General features: G+C 38.0%; 25 protein-coding genes and 2 other annotated features. All 25 genes read right to left on the bottom strand.

Features of this window, described 5'->3' with window-relative positions; genetic code table 11:
* Positions 1 to 198: 198 nt before the first annotated feature.
* Positions 199 to 801: a class I SAM-dependent methyltransferase gene (locus Q1B07_RS16255; protein WP_299092134.1), complete on the bottom strand. Its 603-nt coding sequence runs from the start codon at positions 799 to 801 to the stop codon at positions 199 to 201.
* Positions 802 to 984: 183 nt separating this feature from the next.
* Positions 985 to 1,347 carry a 50S ribosomal protein L7/L12 gene (gene rplL, locus Q1B07_RS16250; RefSeq protein ID WP_299092135.1) on the bottom strand — a complete coding sequence of 121 codons (363 nt, stop codon included), beginning with the start codon at positions 1,345 to 1,347 and terminating at the stop codon, positions 985 to 987.
* A 64-nt stretch (positions 1,348 to 1,411) separates the two neighbouring features.
* The gene (gene rplJ / locus Q1B07_RS16245; protein ID WP_299092136.1) at positions 1,412 to 1,912 is read right to left on the bottom strand and encodes a 50S ribosomal protein L10; all 501 of its coding nucleotides are present in this window, start codon (positions 1,910 to 1,912) and stop codon (positions 1,412 to 1,414) included.
* Positions 1,913 to 1,959: 47 nt separating this feature from the next.
* Positions 1,960 to 2,106: a sequence feature (ribosomal protein L10 leader region), on the bottom strand.
* Positions 2,107 to 2,154: 48 nt separating this feature from the next.
* Positions 2,155 to 2,853 carry a 50S ribosomal protein L1 gene (rplA, locus tag Q1B07_RS16240; protein WP_299092138.1) on the bottom strand — a complete coding sequence of 233 codons (699 nt, stop codon included), beginning with the start codon at positions 2,851 to 2,853 and terminating at the stop codon, positions 2,155 to 2,157.
* Positions 2,854 to 2,962: 109 nt separating this feature from the next.
* Positions 2,963 to 3,388 (bottom strand): 50S ribosomal protein L11, encoded by a 426-nt coding sequence (gene rplK, locus Q1B07_RS16235; protein ID WP_026561207.1) that lies wholly within the window; start codon positions 3,386 to 3,388, stop codon positions 2,963 to 2,965.
* A 258-nt stretch (positions 3,389 to 3,646) separates the two neighbouring features.
* Entirely contained in the window at positions 3,647 to 4,180 is a 534-nt protein-coding gene (gene nusG, locus Q1B07_RS16230) for a transcription termination/antitermination protein NusG (RefSeq protein WP_299092140.1), read from the bottom strand.
* Positions 4,181 to 4,346: 166 nt separating this feature from the next.
* The gene (gene secE, locus Q1B07_RS16225; protein WP_299092141.1) at positions 4,347 to 4,529 is read right to left on the bottom strand and encodes a preprotein translocase subunit SecE; all 183 of its coding nucleotides are present in this window, start codon (positions 4,527 to 4,529) and stop codon (positions 4,347 to 4,349) included.
* A 63-nt stretch (positions 4,530 to 4,592) separates the two neighbouring features.
* On the bottom strand, positions 4,593 to 4,742 hold the full coding sequence (gene rpmG / locus Q1B07_RS16220; RefSeq protein WP_299092142.1) for a 50S ribosomal protein L33: 150 nt from the start codon (positions 4,740 to 4,742) through the stop codon (positions 4,593 to 4,595).
* A gap of 97 nt (positions 4,743 to 4,839) precedes the next feature.
* A complete protein-coding gene (gene sigH / locus Q1B07_RS16215) occupies positions 4,840 to 5,496 on the bottom strand; it encodes an RNA polymerase sporulation sigma factor SigH (RefSeq protein WP_299092143.1) in 657 nt (218 codons plus the stop codon).
* 68 nt (positions 5,497 to 5,564) lie between these two features.
* The gene (locus Q1B07_RS16210; RefSeq protein ID WP_299092144.1) at positions 5,565 to 6,074 is read right to left on the bottom strand and encodes an NYN domain-containing protein; all 510 of its coding nucleotides are present in this window, start codon (positions 6,072 to 6,074) and stop codon (positions 5,565 to 5,567) included.
* A 6-nt stretch (positions 6,075 to 6,080) separates the two neighbouring features.
* A complete protein-coding gene (gene rlmB / locus Q1B07_RS16205; protein ID WP_299092146.1) occupies positions 6,081 to 6,824 on the bottom strand; it encodes a 23S rRNA (guanosine(2251)-2'-O)-methyltransferase RlmB in 744 nt (247 codons plus the stop codon).
* Positions 6,824 to 7,246, bottom strand: a complete 423-nt coding sequence (locus Q1B07_RS16200) for a Mini-ribonuclease 3 (protein WP_299092180.1) — start codon at positions 7,244 to 7,246, stop codon at positions 6,824 to 6,826. Before Q1B07_RS16200 ends, rlmB begins: the two co-directional genes overlap by 1 nt.
* A 105-nt stretch (positions 7,247 to 7,351) precedes the next feature.
* Positions 7,352 to 8,749, bottom strand: a complete 1,398-nt coding sequence (gene cysS, locus Q1B07_RS16195; RefSeq protein WP_299092148.1) for a cysteine--tRNA ligase — start codon at positions 8,747 to 8,749, stop codon at positions 7,352 to 7,354.
* Positions 8,700 to 9,413: a serine O-acetyltransferase gene (gene cysE / locus Q1B07_RS16190; protein WP_299092150.1), complete on the bottom strand. Its 714-nt coding sequence runs from the start codon at positions 9,411 to 9,413 to the stop codon at positions 8,700 to 8,702. The genes cysS and cysE overlap by 50 nt, the downstream gene beginning before the upstream one ends.
* Positions 9,414 to 9,564: 151 nt before the next feature.
* Positions 9,565 to 9,815 (bottom strand) — a binding site (T-box leader).
* Between the two features lie 42 nt (positions 9,816 to 9,857).
* A complete protein-coding gene (gene gltX, locus Q1B07_RS16185; RefSeq protein ID WP_299092151.1) occupies positions 9,858 to 11,315 on the bottom strand; it encodes a glutamate--tRNA ligase in 1,458 nt (485 codons plus the stop codon).
* Positions 11,316 to 11,417: 102 nt separating this feature from the next.
* Positions 11,418 to 11,894, bottom strand: a complete 477-nt coding sequence (gene ispF, locus Q1B07_RS16180) for a 2-C-methyl-D-erythritol 2,4-cyclodiphosphate synthase (protein WP_299092152.1) — start codon at positions 11,892 to 11,894, stop codon at positions 11,418 to 11,420.
* Positions 11,895 to 11,929: 35 nt separating this feature from the next.
* On the bottom strand, positions 11,930 to 12,616 hold the full coding sequence (ispD, locus tag Q1B07_RS16175) for a 2-C-methyl-D-erythritol 4-phosphate cytidylyltransferase (protein ID WP_299092154.1): 687 nt from the start codon (positions 12,614 to 12,616) through the stop codon (positions 11,930 to 11,932).
* A 321-nt stretch (positions 12,617 to 12,937) separates the two neighbouring features.
* A complete protein-coding gene (locus Q1B07_RS16170) occupies positions 12,938 to 14,035 on the bottom strand; it encodes a PIN/TRAM domain-containing protein (protein ID WP_299092155.1) in 1,098 nt (365 codons plus the stop codon).
* Between the two features lie 253 nt (positions 14,036 to 14,288).
* Positions 14,289 to 15,380, bottom strand: a complete 1,092-nt coding sequence (gene disA / locus Q1B07_RS16165; RefSeq protein ID WP_299092156.1) for a DNA integrity scanning diadenylate cyclase DisA — start codon at positions 15,378 to 15,380, stop codon at positions 14,289 to 14,291.
* Positions 15,381 to 15,383: 3 nt separating this feature from the next.
* Entirely contained in the window at positions 15,384 to 16,757 is a 1,374-nt protein-coding gene (gene radA / locus Q1B07_RS16160) for a DNA repair protein RadA (RefSeq protein WP_299092172.1), read from the bottom strand.
* Positions 16,758 to 16,992: 235 nt separating this feature from the next.
* Positions 16,993 to 19,434, bottom strand: a complete 2,442-nt coding sequence (gene clpC, locus Q1B07_RS16155) for an ATP-dependent protease ATP-binding subunit ClpC (protein ID WP_299092174.1) — start codon at positions 19,432 to 19,434, stop codon at positions 16,993 to 16,995.
* Positions 19,431 to 20,528, bottom strand: coding sequence for a protein arginine kinase (locus Q1B07_RS16150; RefSeq protein ID WP_299092176.1), 1,098 nt, complete (start codon positions 20,526 to 20,528; stop codon positions 19,431 to 19,433). The genes clpC and Q1B07_RS16150 overlap by 4 nt, the downstream gene beginning before the upstream one ends.
* A gap of 2 nt (positions 20,529 to 20,530) precedes the next feature.
* On the bottom strand, positions 20,531 to 21,082 hold the full coding sequence (locus Q1B07_RS16145; protein ID WP_299092177.1) for a UvrB/UvrC motif-containing protein: 552 nt from the start codon (positions 21,080 to 21,082) through the stop codon (positions 20,531 to 20,533).
* A 15-nt stretch (positions 21,083 to 21,097) separates the two neighbouring features.
* A complete protein-coding gene (locus Q1B07_RS16140) occupies positions 21,098 to 21,559 on the bottom strand; it encodes a CtsR family transcriptional regulator (RefSeq protein WP_299092178.1) in 462 nt (153 codons plus the stop codon).
* 125 nt (positions 21,560 to 21,684) lie between these two features.
* Complete coding sequence (locus Q1B07_RS16135) at positions 21,685 to 22,389, bottom strand: MgtC/SapB family protein (RefSeq protein WP_299092179.1); 705 nt, start codon at positions 22,387 to 22,389, stop codon at positions 21,685 to 21,687.
* Between the last annotated feature and the right edge of the window lie 423 nt (positions 22,390 to 22,812).

The raw sequence follows: 22,812 nt of genomic DNA, 5'->3' as shown, positions 1-22,812 counted from the left end.
ATTTTTAAGTACAAAACGCAAGGAAAAAACAAAAAATAAAAAGGGTTTCTTCTTAGAAAAACCACAATTTGAATCGTACTATTGATTTTATAAGTATCCCCAAAAATCTAACTTTTATACATTTATTTACTAAAAATTAGACAGTTATGGAAATTATATATTGGCATTTTATAATGTTAACACAACAGAAAATTTGAGTCAACATTTTTTCGCTTTAATGATATAATAGCCTTTTTTCTTTTCAACAACTTCCACCTCAGAAAACAACTCATTCAGTTTATCAATCGCTGAAGGCGCTCCTTGCTTTTTTTGAATGACAATCCATAACTCACCGCCATCTACCAGGTGCCGGGAGCTTTCTTCAAAAATAGAATGAACAACTTTTTTCCCTGCTCTTATTGGAGGATTCGTTAAAATAGCAATATATTTGCGATCTTTATCTATTTTTTCAAACAGATCACTTTGGAATATATTCACGTTTGTTATAGAATTTCGCGCAGCATTATCAATAGCTAGTTCGATCGCTCGTTCATTTACATCAATCATATCTACATGTCGATCATAATGTTTTGCAATCGAAAGTCCGACAGGCCCATAACCGCAGCCTACATCCAAAACATCACCCTCTAAATCAGGACAAGCAAAGGTTTCAATCAGTAAGCGCGAACCAAAATCTACTTCATTTTTAGAAAACACCCCGCGGTCACTTTCAAACGTAAAGAGATGTCCTTTTAACGTGTATTCCCATTTTTTTCGATCGCTTTCCACGTTAGGCTTTTGTGAATAATAATGTTCACTCATATAAGCTTCCCCTCTTTCAGAAGATTAGGGTTTGTATTTTACAATGCTTTTATACATACAGCATAAAAAGTCAACGTTTTTTCCTTCTTAGCTAAAACCGAGGTTCATTATAATTTATACACTATCTTTACGTATATAAAAAGCCCGCCATCACTAGCGAGCTTTTTTTACGTTCAAGTATAATTACTTAACTTCTACAGAAGCGCCAACTTCTTCAAGTTTAGCTTTTAATTCTTCAGCTTCTTCTTTAGAAACGCCTTCTTTAAGCGCTTTTGGAGCGTTATCTACTAATTCTTTAGCTTCTTTTAAGCCAAGGCCAGTAGCTTCACGTACAACTTTGATAACTTTGATTTTTTGTCCGCCAGCACTTGCAAGTACTACGTCAAATTCAGTTTGCTCAGCAGCAGCTTCGCCACCAGCAGCACCAGCAACAGCTACAGGAGCTGCAGCAGTTACACCAAACTCTTCTTCGATTGCTTTAACTAAGTCGTTTAATTCTAAAACAGTCATATTTTTAACTGCTTCAATGATTTGTTCTTGAGTCATTCTAATTTCCTCCTTGTTTTTCCTTTTAAAGTTTAATTAATTTATAAATACTAGGTAACTCGAATTACGCACCTTGTTCTTCTTTTTGGTCAGCAACAGCTTTTGCAGCAAGTGCAAAGTTGCGGATTGGAGCTTGAAGAACGCTAAGCAACATAGAAAGTAAACCTTCGCGTGATGGAAGTTCAGCAAGAGCTTTAACCTCTTCAACAGAAGCGATGTTCCCTTCAATTACACCAGCTTTGATTTCAAGCGCTTCATGCTTCTTAGCAAAGTCATTTAAAATTTTTGCTGGAGCTACAACATCATCATTACTGAAAGCAATCGCATTTGGACCAGTTAACGCATCGTTAAGGCCAGTTAGCTCAGCTTGTTCTACTGCACGGCGAGTCATCGTGTTTTTGTAAACTTTAAAGTCAATGCCCGCTTCACGTAATTGCTTACGTAGTTCAGTCACTTCACTTACAGTTAATCCACGATAATCTACAACGATAGTAGATTTGCTTTCACGGAATTTTGTAGCAATTTCTTCTACGATTTGTTTCTTTTGTTCGATAATTGCGCTCATTGTTACACCTCCTGTAGTTCTTTGTGTGACACTAGTACCGTTCGGTGATGGTCGTAAAAAAACCTCCACGATAGACATGGAGGTTTGTATATACAACAAGAAGCAAACAAATGCTTTATTCGTAAATACACCTCGGTAGGAAGATTAAGCTTTCAAAAAGCACCTACTGTCTACGGTATAGCGATATTTATTTAAACAACATTGATAATTATATATAAACTAATTTACGAAGTCAATAGTTATTATTTTACAGCAAAACTAGAAGAATCAACTTTTACGCCAGGTCCCATTGTAGAAGTCGCATTTACGCTCTTCATGTAAGTACCTTTTGCTGCAGCTGGTTTCGCTTTTAATAACGTTTCGTAAACAGTTGTGAAGTTTTCAACTAGTTTAGAATCTTCGAAAGAAACTTTTCCGATTGGAACATGGATGATACCAGCTTTATCAAGACGGTATTCAACCTTACCAGCTTTGATTTCGTTAATCGCTTTTGTTACATCAAATGTAACTGTTCCAGTTTTAGGGTTTGGCATTAAACCTTTAGGTCCTAAGACACGACCTAATTTACCAACTTCACCCATCATGTCTGGAGTCGCAACGATTACGTCAAATTCAAACCAACCTTGTTGGATTTTGTTGATGTAATCTGAATCTCCAACATAATCAGCACCTGCAGCTTCAGCTTCTTTCGCTTTTTCACCTTTAGCAAATACTAATACACGTTGAGTTTTACCAGTACCGTTTGGAAGTACTACTGCTCCACGGATTTGTTGGTCAGCTTTCTTAGGGTCAACTCCTAAACGGAAAGCAACCTCTACAGTTGCATCAAATTTAACGATGCTCGTTTTTTTCACTAGTTCAATTGCTTCTTGAACCGGATAAAACTTAGTACGATCTACAAGCTTTGCAGCTTCTACTAGCTTTTTACCTTTTTTAGCCATTTTTATTTCCTCCTTAGTGGTTTTAGCGGAATAACCTCCCACGAATAAAGGTTGCGAACTTGTTTTTAAGCAAACTCGCAACCCCCAAAAACATCCTTGACTAATAAGATTAGTCTTCGATAACGATACCCATGCTGCGTGCAGTACCTTCAACCATACGCATCGCTGATTCAACGCTTGCTGCGTTTAAATCAGGCATTTTTGTTTCAGCGATTTCACGTACCTTGTCACGCTTAACAGTCGCTACTTTATTACGGTTTGGTTCACCAGAACCAGACTCAATACCAGCCGCTTTTTTAAGAAGAACAGCAGCAGGAGGAGTTTTCGTAATAAATGTAAATGAACGGTCCTCGAATACCGTGATTTCTACTGGAATAATTAAACCAGCTTGATCAGCTGTACGAGCGTTAAACTCTTTACAGAATCCCATGATATTAACACCAGCTTGACCTAATGCAGGACCAACTGGTGGTGCTGGATTAGCTTTCGCTGCAGGAATTTGCAATTTTACAATTTTAATTACTTTTTTAGCCACGAGACACACCTCCTTAAGTCCGTGATGTGGTAAATGGGTTAAACCCTCCCACTCATCTAAACCATCCGTTGTACGAATGGTTAAAATTAGGGCGAACAAGATAAATCAAGTATATGACCTGAGCTTATTACCCTTATCGAGTCAGAAATAATGGAATTTCTGATCAGTGTAAAAACATAATTCTGCCTCAGATCTCCGAGACATACTGACCTATGAAATATTACCACTTTTCATAAGTGATTTCAAGTTTTTTTACAATTATAATTTGCTTACTTGAGCAAAATCCAATTCTACAGGGGTTTCACGGCCGAACATATTAACAAGAACTTTGAGCTTGTTTTTATCCTGGTCAATTTCTTCGATTGTTCCAGTAAAGTTTGCAAACGGTCCCTCTGTTACCTTTACTGTTTCATTCAATTCAAAGTCAATTTCAACCTTGCGCTCATCCATTCCCATTCGTTTTAAAATAAAATTAACTTCATCAGGTAATAAAGGCGTTGGTTTAGAACCATGTCCAGCAGATCCGACAAACCCTGTTACTCCTGGGGTATTCCGTACGACATACCAGGAATCGTCAGTCATGACAATCTCAACTAGAACATATCCTGGAAACACTTTTTTCTTTACAACCTTCTTTTTGCCATCCTTAAAATCCGTTTCTTCCTCTTCAGGTACAACCACACGGAAGATTTTATCCTCCATGCCCATAGATTCAACGCGTTTTTCTAGATTTGCTTTTACTTTATTTTCATAACCTGAATATGTGTGTACAACATACCAATTCTTTTCCATAGCTTCAGGACAAGTTGTCCTTCCCTCCCCACAATAGGTTTTATTTGAATGAATCTCTATATTTTTCTGCCTAAATATAATACTTTTTTAAACAATGAAAAAACCCGTTTAACGGGTTTTGCAGACAAAGATTAATATTCTCTATTATAGCACGATTTACCATCTGTTATTCAAAAATCAAACGAATTAATGAAGAAATACCTAAATCGATGACCGCAAAGAAAACACTAAAAAACACAACAGTCGTAACAACGGTAATTGTATACTTTGTCAGTTCTTTACCTTTTGGCCAACTAACCTTCTTCATTTCACGAGATACATCTCGAAAGAAATTAACTAAACGCTGCATGAATGCTACCTCCAGGATAATAGGGAAACTTCGCAAGAAAAATAGAAAGTAAAAAAATGAAGACTATTTTGTTTCACGGTGGTTCGTATGCGAATTACAGACTTTACAAAACTTTTTAACTTCTAACCGGTCATTCATAGCTGTTATATTTTTCATTGTCGTATAATTCCGACTTCCACAAGATGTACACTCCAACGTTATTTTTTTTCGCATTTCCTCACCTGCCGTTACACAATGATTCCTTAAAACTTTATCATAGTGAGGTTTTCACGTCAATAAACGATGAAATTCGAGCTGACGCTAGTGTCCTTTACAAACTAATTTCTCTCAGTTCTAAGTATCTTTCTAGTTTTCTCTTTACTCTCTGTAATGCATTATCGATCGACTTAACATGTCTATTTAATTCAGCTGAAATTTCATGATATGAACGTCCGTCTAAATATAACACAAGCACTTTGCGCTCTAAATCGCTTAATAATTCTCCCATTTTCACTTCAATATCATCAAATTCCTCTTGATTAATGATAAGTTCCTCAGGGTCCATAACCTTCGCACCTGAAATAACATCCATCAACGTTCGATCTGATTCTTCATCATATATCGGCTTGTCCAATGATACATAAGAATTCAATGGAATATGTTTTTGACGGGTTGCTGTTTTGATTGCGGTAATAATTTGCCTGGTAATACATAATTCAGCAAATGCTTTAAATGAAGTAAGCTTGTCCTCTTTAAAGTCACGGATCGCCTTATATAAACCTATCATTCCTTCTTGAATGATATCCTCCCGATCAGCACCAATTAAGAAATAAGATCTAGCCTTTGCACGAACAAAATTCCGATATTTCGTAATTAAGTAGTCAAGTGCTTCACTTTCTCCGCTATGCACAAGTTCAACCACTTGTTCATCTTCCAATAATCCAAACTCTTCCTTGTTGACCTTACCCTTGTTGAATGGTGAATTCAAGCCCGATCCCCCCGACCGCACACAAGATAACAATATTATACAGTATCAATTTTGTAAGCGTCAACCAACTATAATTTTCCCCTGCGCCACTTTTCAAGCTTTTCCATCACATCATCAGGGAATAAAATCTTAGAGGATGGTTGCTTTTCCTCAATCTTTTTTACCCTTTGTTTAATTCTGCCCTCGATTGAATTCATTTCATTCAACAACTCTCTTGCTGATTTGCGAAGTGCACCTTGTCCAAATATCGCCCATTGTTCTGTAAAATCTGATGTAGCCACATGTACCTGTGTTTTAATGTTATTTAAGGACTTTGCCAACTTTTCAATTCGTTCATCTGCTGTTTCATTTTCCCGTGTAAAAATAACCTCAACACGATAATTTTTTAATGTTTTCTCAATTCCTTTTACAAGATGGGCGTCAAATACAATAATGACTCGATAACCCGTATAGGCCTGATATTCGGCCATCTTTTCGATTAATCGATCCCTTGCTTCAGATAAATTGGTCATCTTAAGCTTTTGAAGCTCAGGCCATGCACCGATAATGTTATATCCATCAACTAATAGGATATCCATTCTACACTACTCCCCTAAAGGGTATCTCTTTCGGTAAACCTCATACATCAAAAGACTAGCCGCAACAGATGCATTAAGAGATGTAACATGTCCCACCATTGGCATTTTAATTAAAAAGTCACACTTTTCCTTTATTAGTCGTCCAATTCCCTTGCCTTCACTCCCTATTATGAGAGCTAACGGCATGTTTCCGTCTAAATTTCGGTAATCATCTGCACCTTTTGCATCTGTTCCTACAACCCAGACTCCTCGTTCTTTTAACTCTTCAATTGTTCTGGCCAAGTTTGTCACACGTGTAACAGGGATATGTTCAATTGCACCTGTTGACGCTTTAGCAACTGTAGCCGTTAAGCCTACCGCTCTTCTTTTCGGGATAATAATGCCATGGGCTCCTACTGCATCAGCTGTTCTCATAATCGATCCTAAATTATGGGGATCTTCAATTTCATCGAGTATCAAAAGGAAAGGCATTTCTCCCCTTTTTTCAGCAAGTTGAAGAATGTCATCAAGATGAACATATTCATAGGCAGCTACCTGAGCAACAACTCCCTGATGGTTTCCTTCTACCATTTGGTCAATTTTCTTTTTCGGAACAAAATTGATGGTAATACCCTTTTCTTTTGCAAGCTTTGTTATTTGTTGAGCTTGTCCCTTTAACGAATTTTCCGCAACCCATATTTTATTAATCTCCCGCGAAGACTTTAATACTTCAATAACGGGATTCCGACCAATAATATAATCCTGATCCATTAGCTTTTCCTCCCTTCCTCAGATTTAATAAACCGGAACGCCTCCTGTATGAGTTCGTCTAAACGGTCTTTTCTTTTTTCTAGATAAAGATAGCCGATCAACGCTTCAAATGCTGTACTATACCGGTATGTTTGGACATCGGTATTTTTCGGGATCGTTCCTGATTTCGCATTTCTGCCGCGCCTAATAACCGACTCTTCCTCTTCTGAAAAGCATTCCATAGACATGAAATAGTGCAAAATTCTAGCCTGGGCCTTTGCAGACACATAACTTTTCGCCTGATTATGAAGTTGATTTGGCCGAATCGTCCCTTCAGCTAATAGATGATGCCTCACATACATTTCATACACAGCATCACCAATATAAGCCAATGCTAAGCTATTCAACTGCTTTGCATCTTTAACCGTTTCAAAATCTAACAACATGATGTTCCTCTTCTCTATATGAAAAGGAGGCTATAGAACTCTTTGGTGCCCCCTTCAATATTGATCTTCCTTACCTTTATTCCCTCTTTAAAGGTTGTATAATCAACCACGCTTCCATCTAGTTCCTTGCGGGGTATCCTCTAAAATAATATTTAAATCTTTTAATTTATCTCTGATTTCATCTGCTAATGCAAAATTACGGTCTTTTCTTGCTTGAATCCGCTGATTTATCATTTCTTCGATCTCTTCATCTAAGAGTTCAGTAGAAGCAAACTTGACCCCTAACACTTCGCCTAGTTGATCAAACTCATCAAGAAACGCCTGGATCACTTCTTCAGATGTATTTTGCTCTTGTAAGTAATAATTTGCTTGCTTCGATAAGTCAAAAAGGACAGAAATGGCATTTGCAGTGTTGAAGTCATCATCCATTTCTTTCTTGAATTGCTGACGATAATCATAAATTTTGCTTAGCCATTCATCGTTATTATCAGTTAAATTCGTGCTGCTGTTTTTACGGTGCTGCAGATTCGTATAAGATGTCGTTAACCGTTCAAACGCATTCGCCGTGCTTTCCAGCAATTCCTGTGAAAAGTTAATTGGGTTCCGGTAATGAACAGATAGCATAAAGAAACGGACAACCTGTGGGTCAATTTCTTTAATGATATCGTGTACGAGAACAAAATTTCCTAATGATTTAGACATCTTTTCGTTATTGATATTAATATAACCATTATGCATCCAATATCTTGCAAATGGCTTGTCATTTAATGCCTCTGATTGAGCGATCTCATTCTCATGATGTGGGAAGGTTAAATCCTGTCCACCTGCATGAATGTCGATTGTATCGCCAAGGTATTTCTTCGCCATGGCAGAGCATTCAATATGCCAGCCCGGGCGCCCATGTCCCCAAGGGCTTTCCCAAAAAATTTCTCCTTCTTTAGCTGCTTTCCATAGAACAAAATCGAGAGCATCATGTTTTTTCTCTCCTACCTCAATTCTGTTGCCTAATCGCAGCTCGTCGATTGATTGATGGGAAAGCTTTCCGTACTCTGCAAACTCTCTCGTCTTATAATAAACATCTCCGCCTGCTTCATAGGCATAGCCTTTATCAATTAATGCTTGAATGAAATCAATGATAATGTCAATGTTTTCTGTCACACGCGGGTGAATGGTCGCTCGCTTGCATCCTAGTGCAGAAACATCTTCATAATAAGCATCGATAAAACGTTCAGCAATGGTTGGAACATCCTCACCGAGTTCATTTGCCGCTTTAATTAATTTATCATCAACATCTGTAAAGTTAGATACAAAGTTTACTTCATAACCGCTATATTCAAGATATTTTCTAACTGTATCGTAAACGATTGCCGGTCTTGCATTCCCGATATGAATATAGTTATATACGGTTGGACCGCAAACATACATTTTTACTTTTCCTGCTTCAAGAGGTTCAAACGTTTCTTTTTGCCTCGTTAGCGTATTGTACAACTTTATTGTCATGTTCACTCGTTCCTTTCTTTAACTGTTGTACTTCATATCTCAAGCTTGAAAGCTCAGCCTCAAGCTCTTTAAATCGATCTGCAACCGGGTCAGGCAAATTACAGTGGTCTAAATCCTTCCCAACCCGCTGGCCATTTTGAATAACCACTTTACCAGGAATTCCAACAACTGTTGAATGATCTGGAACATCCTTTAGCACAACAGAGCCTGCTCCTATTTTAGAGTATGCACCAACAGTAATCGATCCTAACACTTTTGCTCCTGTCGCAATCAATGCATTATCTTTTATTGTTGGATGTCTTTTCCCTTTTTCTTTACCAGTTCCCCCAAGTGTTACCCCTTGGAACACGGTAACATTATCGCCGATTTCACATGTCTCCCCAATAACAACTCCCATTCCGTGATCTATAAAGAACCTGCGGCCGATTTTTGCAGCTGGGTGGATTTCCACTCCTGTAAAAAATCTGCTAATTTGCGAAACAGCCCTTGCAAGAAAGAAAAGCTTCTTTTTGTATAAAGCATGTGCGATCCGATGGCCCCAAATCGCATGTAAACCTGAATACGTCAAGATAACCTCAAGATAGTTCCTCGCAGCTGGATCTTGTTCAAATACGACCTCCACATCTTCTTTCATCATTTTAAACACGGATATCCCTCCATTCATCACTTTCGATAAACCTTTATTATTTAGTAAAGAAAGGATCTTACCAGTCTCCCTACTCCCTTTGCTGTCTGCCCAAAAACTCTATTTCTTTTTTCTTGCTAGCCATTCCCTTTATCTTTTTGGTCCATACAAAAAAGCGCCTCTGCCATAATACAGAGACGCTTTGCACGCGGTTCCACTCTGTTTAGGTATGAGCATCTCGAAATAATCGTTCGCCTCATAACCTCAACTTTAGCTCTATAACGTAGAGCGACACGCTTTTACTTACTAATCCAATACTAGACGTTTAGTAAAAGACTCAAAGGTGCATTTCAAGAATTACTTCACATAAACCCCTTTCAGCCGATGGAGGTTTTCTCTGAAAAGGAAGCAATGCTTTACTCTCCTTATCAACGCTTTCTAACTATTGGTTTAACCATACTATATTACATTTTTTTAAAAAAGTTAACTAATAATATTTTCTAATCGGGAAAGGACCGTGTTTTTCCCTAAAACAGCAATTGACTTCGGTAAATCAGGACCATGGGTTTGGCCGGTAATTGCAACACGAATCGGCATAAATAGGTTTTTCCCTTTTTGGCCAGTTGCCTTTTGTACCCCTTTAATGGCAGTTTTTACATTTTCTGCTGAAAAGTCTTCTAATCCTTCCAGCTCACTTACAAATGCTTTTAATACCTCTGGCACCTGCTCACCTTCAAGAACAGCCTTTGCTTCGTCATTATAGGTAATATCATCCTTAAAGAATAATTCAGTTAAAGTAACAATTTCCGCACCATAGCTCATTTGCTCTTGATAAAGAGCAATCAGCCCATAAATTCGCTCTTTTTCTTCCCCGCTCATCGCTTCAGATACTTTTCCTGCCTTAACTAAATGCGGAAGTGCAAGCGGGACAAGCTGATCGACCTCTAATTGTTTTATATATTGATTATTCATCCATGCCAGTTTTTGTGTATCAAAAACAGCAGGGGATTTTGATAGACGTGCAGCATCAAATATTTCAATTAACTGCTCTTTGCTATAGATCTCCTCTTCTCCAACAGGTGACCAGCCAAGCAAGGCAATAAAGTTAAACAATGCATCTGAGAGATAACCAAGCTCCTCATATTGCTCAATAAATTGAATGATCGATTCATCACGTTTACTTAATTTTTTACGCTGCTCATTGACAATTAACGTCATATGACCAAACGTCGGGATATCCCATCCAAATGCTTCATAAATCATGATTTGCTTTGGTGTATTCGAAATATGGTCCTCGCCGCGTAAAACATGGGAAATTTTCATTAAGTGATCATCAACAGCTACTGCAAAATTATAGGTTGGTGTCCCATCCTTTTTGACAATAACAAAATCACCCATACCCTCTGATTCAAATGAAATATCACCTTTCACCATATCAGTGAAGCGAAACTCTCGATTTGCCGGAACCCTGAACCGAATGCTTGGCTTTAAGCCTTGATCTTCATAGACTTTTTGCTCCTCAGCTGTTAAATTCGCATGTTTTCCAGAATAATGAGGCGTCTCACCGCGGGCAATTTGTTCCTCACGTTCTTTTTCTAACTCTTCTTCCGTACAATAGCATTTATAAGCAAGCCCTCTTTCCAATAGCTCTTCATAATATTTCTTATAAATGTCATTACGTTCTGATTGGCGGTAAGGACCATATTCTCCGCCGACATCTACGCTTTCGTCCCAGTCAATCCCAAGCCACTTTAAATACTTTAATTGGCTTTCCTCTCCGCCTTCAATGTTTCGCTTTTTGTCAGTATCTTCAATACGGACAATAAACTTTCCGCCTTGATTTTTTGCAAATAAATAGTTAAATAATGCTGTTCTAGCATTTCCTATATGTAAATGACCGGTTGGGCTTGGGGCATATCGCACCCTTACTTCGTTTGTCATACTTTAACCTCCACAGCTTTATATATAAATACAGTTCTATTTCATTTAGTCAGACCTAATTTTATCACCAATATGGTCAAGATACAAAAAAATAATAAGTTCTTATCGTTTCTTAATTAATACAGTTGCCTGTGCCGCAATCCCCTCTTGTCTACCTGTAAAGCCAAGCTTTTCTGTTGTCGTAGCTTTGACATTTACTTGTGTAAGGTCTGCCTCAAGCAATTCTGCAATTTTCTCTCTCATCTTTTCAATATGAGGTGCCATTTTTGGCTTTTGCGCAATGATTGTGCAATCTATGTTTCCTAGTTCATACCCTTTGCCCTTCACAAGCTTCCATACATGTATAAGGAGCTTAGCAGAATCTGCATCCTTAAACTCAGGGTCAGTATCTGGAAAGTGTTTGCCAATATCTCCTTCTGCAATGGCACCTAAGCAAGCATCGGCCACTGTATGCAGTAAAACATCTGCATCAGAGTGTCCTAATAACCCTTTTTCATAAGGTATTTCAATGCCGCCAATTATTAATGGACGTCCTTCAACTAATTGATGGACATCAAAGCCTTGTCCAATTCTAATCAATTCTTTTCCCTCTCTTCATTGTTCCTTTTATTGGATCAGATATGTTTTTGCCCGCTCAAAATTGCATTCGCGATGATCAAGTCCTCTGGGGTTGTTAATTTTATATTTGTATAATCGCCCAATACGATAGAAACCGGCCGGCCTGCTCGTTCAATAAGGCTGGCATCATCTGTCCCAAGATAATTTTCCTTGTTCGCTTGGTGATGAGCATCAAGAATAATCGGCAAAATAAAGGCCTGCGGGGTTTGGATTGACACTAAGGTTGATCGCTCCACCGTTTCAACAACCACTCCGTTCTGCACCCGCTTGATTGTATCCTTTACCGGCACTCCTAAAGTAGCGGCTCCCGTTTCCTTTGCTTTATGTACTAAATCTTCTATCTTTTCATGCGATATAAAAGGTCGCGCTCCATCATGTACAAGGACAAGCTCGCCTTCATCAACAGCCTGTAAACCATTATATACACTGTATTGCCTTTCACTTCCACCTGATACAAGCGATTTCACTTTTTTAATATGATAGTGTTTAAGTAAACGAAGAAAATCATCTCTCTCCTGTTCATTTATAACCAGGATAATTCCTGAGCATAATGGATGACTGTCAAATACTCTTAACGTATGAATGATAATGGGGGCATGATTAAGCTTAATAAACTGCTTATTTTTACCAGCATTCATCCGTTTGCCTTGTCCAGCAGCTGGTATAACGACTTGATAGTTCATTATGTTTACTCCTTCAAAAAAACAATATACCACCATCATAAAAGATTAATCTATATATGTAAAACAGCCCATGGAACATTAATCAATTAATGTTTCACGGGCTTTATAATAAAAGCGCAAGGCGCTTAGCATTCGGCGACAAGCATAAGGCGAATAGGAATAGAAGGTGTTCTTTACCTTTAATTCCTATTTGACTAGACCCTAGAGGCAGTCAAAAACTAGGGCGTCCTCATCTCTTGACTGCACTTGCACGTCCAATGCTTCGGAGCTAGGCAAAAAAACTAAGTAGAAAAAGGTTAAATATGTTCTACTTATTATCATTTACAATGCCTTTTCTAACAATTTGGGCTTTGCAAAAATCATTCTACCGGCAGACGTTTGAAGAACACTTGTAACAAGAACATCAATATGTTTTCCAATGTAGTTCCGACCATCTTCAACAACAATCATTGTACCGTCATCTAAATAAGCAATACCTTGATTATGTTCTTTTCCATCCTTGATGACTTGAACATTCATTTCTTCCCCCGGCAGTACAACAGGCTTAACGGCATTTGCTAAATCATTAATATTGAGAACATGTACTTTTTGCAGTTCACAAACTTTATTTAAGTTAAAATCGTTTGTAACAACGACACCTGAAGTTAATTTTGCAAGCTTAACCAGCTTGCTATCAACCTCTTGAATATCCTCAAAGTCACCTTCATAAATCTCAACATTAATCGCAAGCTCTTTTTGAATTCGGTTAAGAATATCAAGTCCTCTGCGACCTCTGTTGCGTTTTAAGACATCTGATGAGTCAGCAATATGCTGAAGCTCCTCCAAAACAAATTGGGGAATCACAATCGTTCCTTCTAAAAAGCCTGTTTGACATATGTCTGCGATTCTTCCATCAATTATGACACTTGTATCGAGAATCTTTAGCTTTTTATCTTCTGTTTCACCTTCTTCTTCCGTTGTTCCTTTTTTCTTTCCTATTCGATTCGGTACGGAAAAGAGATTAATTAGTTCATCTCTTTTCTTGAAACCTACTTGGAATCCTAAATAACCAAGCAACAGCGTAAGAAAGATTGGTATGATTGTATTAAACACTTGGTATTGGATATCTTTTAAAGGAATAACAATAAGAAAAGCAACTATAAGACCAAAGATTAATCCTAAACTACCAAATAAAACATCTGTAACAGGAGCTTTCACAACAGCCTCTTCTAAAACTTTAATCCAATTTACAACGTAATCTACTAACCAAAATGTTGCCACAAAAAAGACGATTGCACCTAATACGGCTAAAGTATAAGGCGTATTAATAAAAGGTATGTCCTGCATATTTAATAACTCGAGTAGTTCTGGCATGAAGAAGATCCCTAACATACCACCTATACTCAAGAATAACAGTTGAATTATGCGTTTTATTAACATACCTTCACCTCCTTTTTACGATATAACTACTTTATCTTACTTCTAGAACTTGTGAAATAAAAAATTAAAAATGTAAATAGATTGATACAAGCCTGTTTTTCAAACAATATGGGAAAAAACGTATCAAAAGTATGAATAATTTGATGAAGTTTGGCCGTTTGCTTTGTCCTTATTTGCTCATACAAAGACACGTAAAAATCAATTTTAATATACCCTAAATTCAAGAAATTAAAACCATAAATTTGGAAATTCATTAAATATTCTTATATGTGTGCCTATCAATTAACAACTGATCCTGGAGTCTTTTTAACCCTTCTATAATTTTTTTTGCCCTCACCTCCCCGATTCCATCTACCTCATCTAATTGTTCTACGTTTGCCCGCAAAATAAGTTTCAAGTTTTTATAGGTTGTCACTAAATTTTCAATAATGATCCCTGGAAGCCTAGGAATTTTATTTAATAATCGATACCCTCTCGGCATAACCGGACTGTCTATATTCGTAAATGAGGTGTACCCAAGCAATTTCAAAAGATCTGAATCCTCCAAAAGCTCAAAGCTGGAAAGATCCTGAAGCTGCTTAATAATTTTAAATGGATCGACGGCTTTGTCATTGGCATAATCTTTTATTAAAAGTGCCGCTTCTTCCTCTGATCCCGAAAGGAGCTCTGCAAGCTGCAGCCTGATAAGATGCCCTTCAGCTCCAAGCTCATTTACATAGTCGTTAATTTCATCTTTTATCCGCAAAACCATTTCAAATCGATGCAGCACCTGTAAAACCTCTTTAAAGGTGACAAGCTCTTCAAGCTCTAATGCCCCTAATGTAGCAATTGATTGGTCAAGAACCAGTTTATACTTTTCCAGCGTTTGAATTGCCTGATTCGCCTTCGTTAAAATCACACCAATTTCTCTAAGCGCATACCTAAGTTCACCATGGTAGAGAGTAATGACATTTCTTCTTTGAGAAATTGCGATCACCAAATTGCCTGTTTGTTTTGCCACTCTTTCTGCGGTTCGATGACGCATTCCCGTTTCCGAAGAATAAATCGACGGATCGGGAACAAGCTGAGCATTTGCAAACAAAATTTTATTACCAGTATCACTTAAGACAATGGCCCCGTCCATTTTAGCCAGTTCATACAAGTGTGCTGAGGAGAATGGACATTGGATGAAAAATCCACCATCAATGATTTCCTTGACCTTCTCATTGTGACCAACAACAATTAATCCGCCCGTCTTCGCACGTAAAACATTTTCAATCCCTTCTCTAATTGGTGTACCTGGTGCAACAAATTGTAAGATTTCATTTAGTGTTTTTTCACCTGATAAATTCCCTACCTCTGTCATCCTCTATCCTCCTAACGTTTTATGGAGAGCCTCTGCTACATTTTTAACCCCAATAATCTCAATCTCATCAGGAGGGCTCCATCCACTTATATTTGCCTCTGGGATGATTGCTCTTTTAAACCCCAGCTTAGCAGCTTCCATGACTCTTTGTTCGATCCTGGAAACTCTGCGTACTTCCCCTGTCAATCCAACTTCTCCGATAATAACATCGGTTGGTTTTGGCGGGATATCCTTAAAGCTGGATGCAATGCTTACAGCAACTGCTAAATCTATTGCAGGTTCATCAAGCTTCACACCTCCTGCAACCTTTAAATAAGCATCTTGATTTTGCAGGAGCAAACCAACACGTTTCTCTAAAACTGCCATTAATAATGGCACCCGGTTATGGTCGATTCCTGTAGCCATTCTTCTTGGATTCCCAAAGCTGGTAGGTGAGATTAATGCTTGAATCTCAACTAAGACAGGTCTTGTACCTTCCATTGAGGCAACAACTGTTGAACCAGCCGCACCTTTAGACCGCTCTTCTAAAAAGATTTCTGAAGGATTTTGTACCTCTTCTAAACCTGATTCTTTCATCTCAAATATTCCCATTTCATTCGTTGAACCAAAACGGTTTTTTACAGCACGCAATATGCGGTATGTATGATGTCTTTCCCCCTCAAAATAAAGAACCGTATCCACCATATGCTCTAATAATCTTGGTCCTGCAATCGATCCTTCCTTTGTTACATGACCAACAATAAAAATCGCAATTCCTTTTGTTTTTGCAATTCTCATCAGCTCTGCTGTCGATTCTCTGACTTGAGAAACACTGCCAGGAGCAGAGGTTATTTCACTATGGTATACCGTTTGGATCGAATCAACGACAACAAACGATGGGTTCGTTTCTTCTATCGCTCTTGAAATAAAACTTAAATCTGTTTCAGATAATACTAAAAGCTTATTAGATTTTACTCCTAATCGGTCAGCTCTCAGTTTTGTTTGTTTAACTGATTCTTCGCCAGAAATATATAAGACATCATTTCCACTTTCAGTTAATTGTGAGGACACTTGCAGCAAAAGTGTCGATTTACCAATCCCGGGGTCGCCGCCGATTAATACAAGTGATCCTCTGACAATACCGCTTCCTAATACACGGTTAAATTCTTTTAAATTTGTATAAATCCTTGGTTCTTGGGTTGTTTCAATATTTGTAATTGGGGAGGGTTTTTGTACAGTTTGATTGGAATGAGCAAAAACTGCCTTGCGAGGTGAGGCAGACTTTAAAACTTCCTCTGTCATTGTATTCCATTCACCACAGCCTGGGCACTTGCCCATCCATTTAGGTGATTCGTACCCACATGATTGACAAATAAACTTTACCTTTGTTTTAGCCATAAAACGATCCTCTCTTATTAGATTACCAAGTAGTCGAGCTAATTATGAGTCATATCCCTAATTATAGAACGGAAAGAGGATTTCGAGGAGCATTTTGTTAGGTATGAAGCGTTAGCTTTTATTTACATTTTTTTACACAAAATGCAAATTAGAGCAGATTTCTGTCGAATTCTTGATGAATAAAGAAAGTGAGGCACACGTATCGCGGTATGCCTCAGCTTCCAATCAACCCATATTATATAACTTCTTCCTTTTCGGCTGTTTTGACAACAAATTCGCCATTCTCGACATCTAAGATAATTTTTTGACCTTTATCAATCGTGCCCTTTAATAATTCTTCTGATAGGCGATCTTCTACATTTTTCTGAATAGCACGGCGCAACGGTCTTGCACCATATTCAAGATCAATACCTTCTTCTGCAATTTTCTCCTTCGCAGACTCCGTTAATTCTAATGAAAGATCTTGTTCCTTCAAGCGTTTTGTTAGTTGATCAGACATAAGTGAAACAATTTCTTTTAAGTGCTTCTTCTCTAGTGAGTGGAAGACAATAATTTCGTCAATACGATTAATGAACTCTGGACGGAATGCGCGTTTTAACTCATTCATTACCTTGTCTTTCATATCTTTGTAATTTTGAGTTTCATCTTGAACATTAAAGCCCACATATTTATTACGCTTCAGTTCACTTGCCCCAACATTGGATGTCATAATTAAAATTGTATTTCTAAAATCAACCGTGCGGCCTTTCGAATCTGTTAGTCTTCCATCCTCTAGCACTTGAAGCAAGATATTAAATACATCAGGGTGAGCCTTCTCGATTTCATCTAACAGAACGACAGAATAAGGCTTTCTTCTCACTTTTTCCGTTAATTGTCCGCCTTCCTCATAACCTACATATCCTGGAGGTGAACCAACTAAACGTGAAGTGGAATGCTTTTCCATGTACTCTGACATATCAATGCGAATCATCGCATCTTCATCACCAAAAATTGATTCAGCCAACGCCCTTGCAAGCTCCGTTTTCCCCACACCTGTTGGCCCTAAGAAAATAAATGAACCAATTGGACGTTTCGGATCCTTTAACCCTGCTCTTGCACGGCGAACCGCTTTTGCCACGGCTACCACTGCTTCCTCTTGTCCGATAACTCTTGAATGTAAAATGTTTTCCATATTTAATAATTTATCGGTCTCTGTTTGCGCTAATCTTGACACTGGAACACCAGTCCAGCTTGATACAACCATGGCAATATCTTCAACAGTGACTTCTGTATTTTCCTGTCCTTGTTTTTCCTTCCACGTTTTTTTAGTTTCTTCCAGTTGTTCACGCAATTTTTGCTCGGTATCGCGTAAAGATGCTGCTTTTTCAAACTCTTGGCTTTGAACAGAAGCATCTTTTTCTTTTCGGATTTCATCAAGCTTTTGCTCAAGCTCTTTTAAGTTCGGCGGTGTTGTAAATGAACGCAGTCTGACTTTAGAACCTGCTTCATCAATTAAATCAATGGCTTTATCAGGCAAGAAACGGTCTGAAATGTAGCGATCAGATAATTTAACTGCTGCATCAATCGCTTCATCAGTGATAGAAACTCTATGATGTGCTTCATAACGGTCACGCAAACCTTTAAGAATTTGAATACTTTCATCCACTGTCGGCTCATCCACTTGAATTGGTTGGAATCGTCGTTCTAAGGCAGCATCTTTTTCGATGTATTTTCGATATTCATCAAGTGTTGTTGCCCCAATACACTGTAATTCTCCTCTTGCCAATGATGGCTTTAAGATATTTGATGCATCGATTGCACCCTCAGCTCCACCGGCACCAATTAGTGTATGCAGCTCATCTATAAATAGAATGATATTTCCAGCCTGACGAATTTCATCCATCACTTTTTTAAGACGATCTTCGAATTCACCGCGGTATTTTGTACCGGCTACTACTGTACCCATATCGAGTGTCATAACACGCTTATCACGTAAAATTTCCGGAACTTCATTTTGAACGATTTGTTGTGCTAAGCCTTCAGCAATTGCAGTTTTACCGACTCCAGGCTCACCAATTAAAACAGGATTATTTTTTGTGCGGCGGCTTAATACTTCAATAACACGCTGAATTTCCTTGCTTCTTCCAATAACAGGATCCAAACTGCCTTCTCTGGCAATGGCTGTTAAATCTCTTGCAAGACTATCCAATGTTGGAGTATTTGCATTTGCCATACTTCCGCCTTGGTGGTTTGAAGACGTTTCATTGCTGCCTAATAACTGAAGAACCTGTTGTCTTGCTTTATTCAAGCTTACTCCTACGTTATTAAGCACACGTGCTGCTACTCCTTCACCTTCACGGATAAGGCCTAATAGAATGTGCTCTGTACCTACATAGGAATGGCCTAACTTTCTCGCCTCATCCATCGATAGCTCAATGACTTTTTTAGCCCTAGGCGTGTAGTGAATGGTTTGAGAAGCATCTTGGCCTCTGCCAATTAACCCTTCAACCTCTTTCTGGATCTTATCTGGTCCAAGTCCTAATGCCAATAGAGCCTTCGCCGCAATTCCTTCCCCTTCGCTTACAAGTCCGAGAAGAATGTGTTCTGTTCCGATATTGTTATGACCTAAACGAACTGCTTCCTCTTGTGCTAAAGCAAGTACCTTTTGAGCGCGTTCTGTAAATCTTCCAAACATCATGATTCATCATCCTCCATCCGTTTATTACTTGCCATTTCTAGATTCAGCCTCTCTCTAATCAATGCAGCTCGGCGAATATCCCTTTCATTTGGTCGTAATGGCCCGCCAAAGTATTGTTGCAAAAATCCAGGCTGGGTTAAAATCATCAGTTCATTGAGAATAGTGCGGGATAAGTCTTTTATAATTCCTAAATCAATTCCCAATCTAACATCAGATAAACACTTGGCTGTCTCATTGGATTCAATAATTCGACTGTATACCAATGTTCCTAATGATCGGTAAACCCTGTCTTCCAGCTGATGTTGTGAGGAGTTGTATAAATCCTCTCTGGTAGACCTTTCTTGTGTAATTAATTGCTGAACAACACTTATCAAGTCCTCGACAATGTCTTTTTCAGTTTTGCCTAATGTGATTTGGTTGGAAATCTGAAAAATGTTGCCTACAGCTTCACTGCCCTCACCATATATTCCTCTTACAACCAACCCAAGCTGATTAATGGCCGGAATAATTCGATTAATTTTCTGAGTAAGAACTAAAGCCGGTAGATGCATCATAACCGATGCTCTTAAACCAGTTCCTACATTTGTCGGGCAGCTTGTTAAATAACCTCTATTTTCATCAAAAGCATAATCAACTTCTTGTTCAATCAAATCATCTAACATGTTGGCCATATCCAATGCTTCTTTAAGCTGAAATCCCGGGAATAAACATTGTATGCGAATATGATCCTCTTCGTTTAGCATGATGCTAACTTCTTCGTTTTCAGATAATAAGCATCCTCCGTAAATAGAGTTTTCTGCTAGGTTAGGGCTTATCAAATGCTTTTCCACTAAGACTCTTTTTTGGATGGGCTGCATATCATTCATCTTCAACAGCTCTAAATGACCGATTTTTTGAAAGGTTTTATTTGCATATGTTTTCTCGAAGAAATTTAGAACACTTTGTGCTTCTTCATTTGTAGAAAGTGTCGGAAACTTATACTGCTCCATATTACGAGCTAATCGTATACGGCTGCTTAACACAATATCTGAATCCGGCCCCTCTTGGCTCATCCAAGCACTCATTGCTTTATTCATGAAGTTTTGGAGTGACATAATCATGATCCCTCCTCATAAAGGCCGCTTAATTGTTTTTCAAGGGTTCTAATTTGATCTCTAACCATAGCAGCTTGCTCAAACTCTTCCTGGACAATTAAGTGGTGAATTTTATTTTTTAAATCCTCTATTTGCTTTCGTATATGAATGTCTCCACCGATGCGTTTCGGGATTTTACCAGAGTGGGCTGTATTCCCGCCATGAACACGTCGAAGGATAGGTGTTATATAGTTTTTAAACGTATGATAGCAATTTGAACAGCCTAATCTGCCAACCTTTTTAAATTGCTGAAAGTTCATTTTGCATCGGCTGCACTGAGGAACATCATTTGATGCAAATACATTCTTTTCCTCTGACTTTATGTTTCCAGATTCCATATTTAGCAAACCAGTTAATAAATTATTTAAAGAAAATCCAGGATTAACATTGAACATAAAGAATTCACTATTTTCTTTTGCACAATGCTCACATATATGGACTTCCGTTTTTTCACCATTAATCACTTTTGTAAAGTGAAACGTTGCCGGTCTTTCATTACACTCCTGGCAAATCATCCGTCTCCCCTACTTTCACTTATATTTCAACGAAGTTAACATGGCCTTAACCATTCTTGCCCTAAGCTCATCCCTGTGAGGGAGGTCAATATATAACACTGAACGGTCAATGACACTTAACATTAATTTCGCTTCACGTGCAGAAATTACCTCTTCACTAACAAGTCGACCTATAATGTCTTCAGCAGCGGCCTGTGAAAGGCGATGATCAATTAAGTGTAAGATTTGGTCGAGCAGCTGTGCGTGATTATTTGTTCGAACTTTAATGATTCGAATATAACCGCCTCCGCCACGTTTACTTTCTACAATATAGCCTCTTTCAATCGTAAATCGTGTATTGATAACGTAGTTAATCTGCGAAGGTACACATTGAAATCTATCAGCAATTTCACTTCGTTTAATCTCAACTATTTCTTTCCCACTACTATCCAGTACCTTTTTTAAGTACTGTTCAATAATGTCTGAAATATTCCTCACTCAACCTCCCCCTCACTGACTTTGACTATATTTGACTTTAATTCAACTATAAAACGAACAGAAAAATTTTTCAACTTTTCTGTTTCATTTTAAATATTGCCAAATTAAGTGAATGTAAAACCTATTTAAAAGATTTTTTCAATCTCAGGATAGTCCAGTAATAGCTTTTCTAAATCAGTATGAAGAACCGATGAGATATCAATTTCTAATTGATAATAAAATACGACATTTCCCTCCTTATCCCTTCTACAATTTGTCATAATAATTTTATTTGTTGAGATCTCATATGATGATAGTTTTTCAGTTAATTGTTCAATTGTAATGCTGCTCTTACCTGAATGGAGGGCTACTTTCATTTTGTTCCTTGCTTTATTGACATTCATATATTTTTCTATTCGATTCAAAAATATTAAGCACATTAAAACAATAATTGTAGTAAATAATGCTAAAACATACATACCTGCACCAATCACAAGTCCTAAACCAGCAACAATCCAAATGGAAGCAGCCGTTGTTAATCCTCTTACAGTTGCTCCTTTAACCAAGATTGTACCGCCACCTAAGAAACCTATACCGCTAATAACATAGGAGGGAATTCTTGCTGGATCAAAACGAATATTTTGATTGTTATCTATATAATCTTTGAAACCATAAAGTGAAAGAATCATCATTAAACAAGAGCCTATACCCACTAATAAATGGGTACGAAATCCTGCTGGATGATTATTAAATTCACGCTCCAACCCAATTACCCCACAAAAAACAGCTGCAATAAAGATACGTGCAAACATTATATATGTATCGTGACCTAAGAAATCGAGCATCCCCATTTTTTCTCCTTTTGATTTAGCTAATTATGTGATCTTACTATATGTATACTCAAATGATTGTCTTCAACCACAATTATTGAAAAATATTAAAGGAATATTGTAAAAAGAGAGCATAAAGGCGGATAATAAGTTTATATGACTATTACTGGAGATTTTTTAACAACAAAAAAGACCAGTATCTCTACTGATCTTTTTATCCTCTTACCTGGCAACGTCCTACTCTCACAGGGGGAGACTCCCAACTACCATCGGCGCGAGAGCTTAACTTCCGTGTTCGGATTTCGGCTTGCGATTAGCGGCGAATCTCTTCGTCAGCTTGTTCGTTCAGATCCTCATGTGCCCGAAAAACGCACATTCCGGTCTTCTCTCTCTGCGCTTCCTCGACCTTCTTGCTTCTCCCAAGCCTCGGGCTAGCAGGGTTAC

The sequence above is a fragment of the uncultured Metabacillus sp. genome (assembly GCF_947503125.1).
In the GTDB taxonomy this organism is placed as follows: domain Bacteria; phylum Bacillota; class Bacilli; order Bacillales; family Bacillaceae; genus Metabacillus.
The sequence above is the reverse complement of the archived record's forward strand: the minus strand, read 5'-3'. Positions and strand labels throughout refer to the sequence as shown.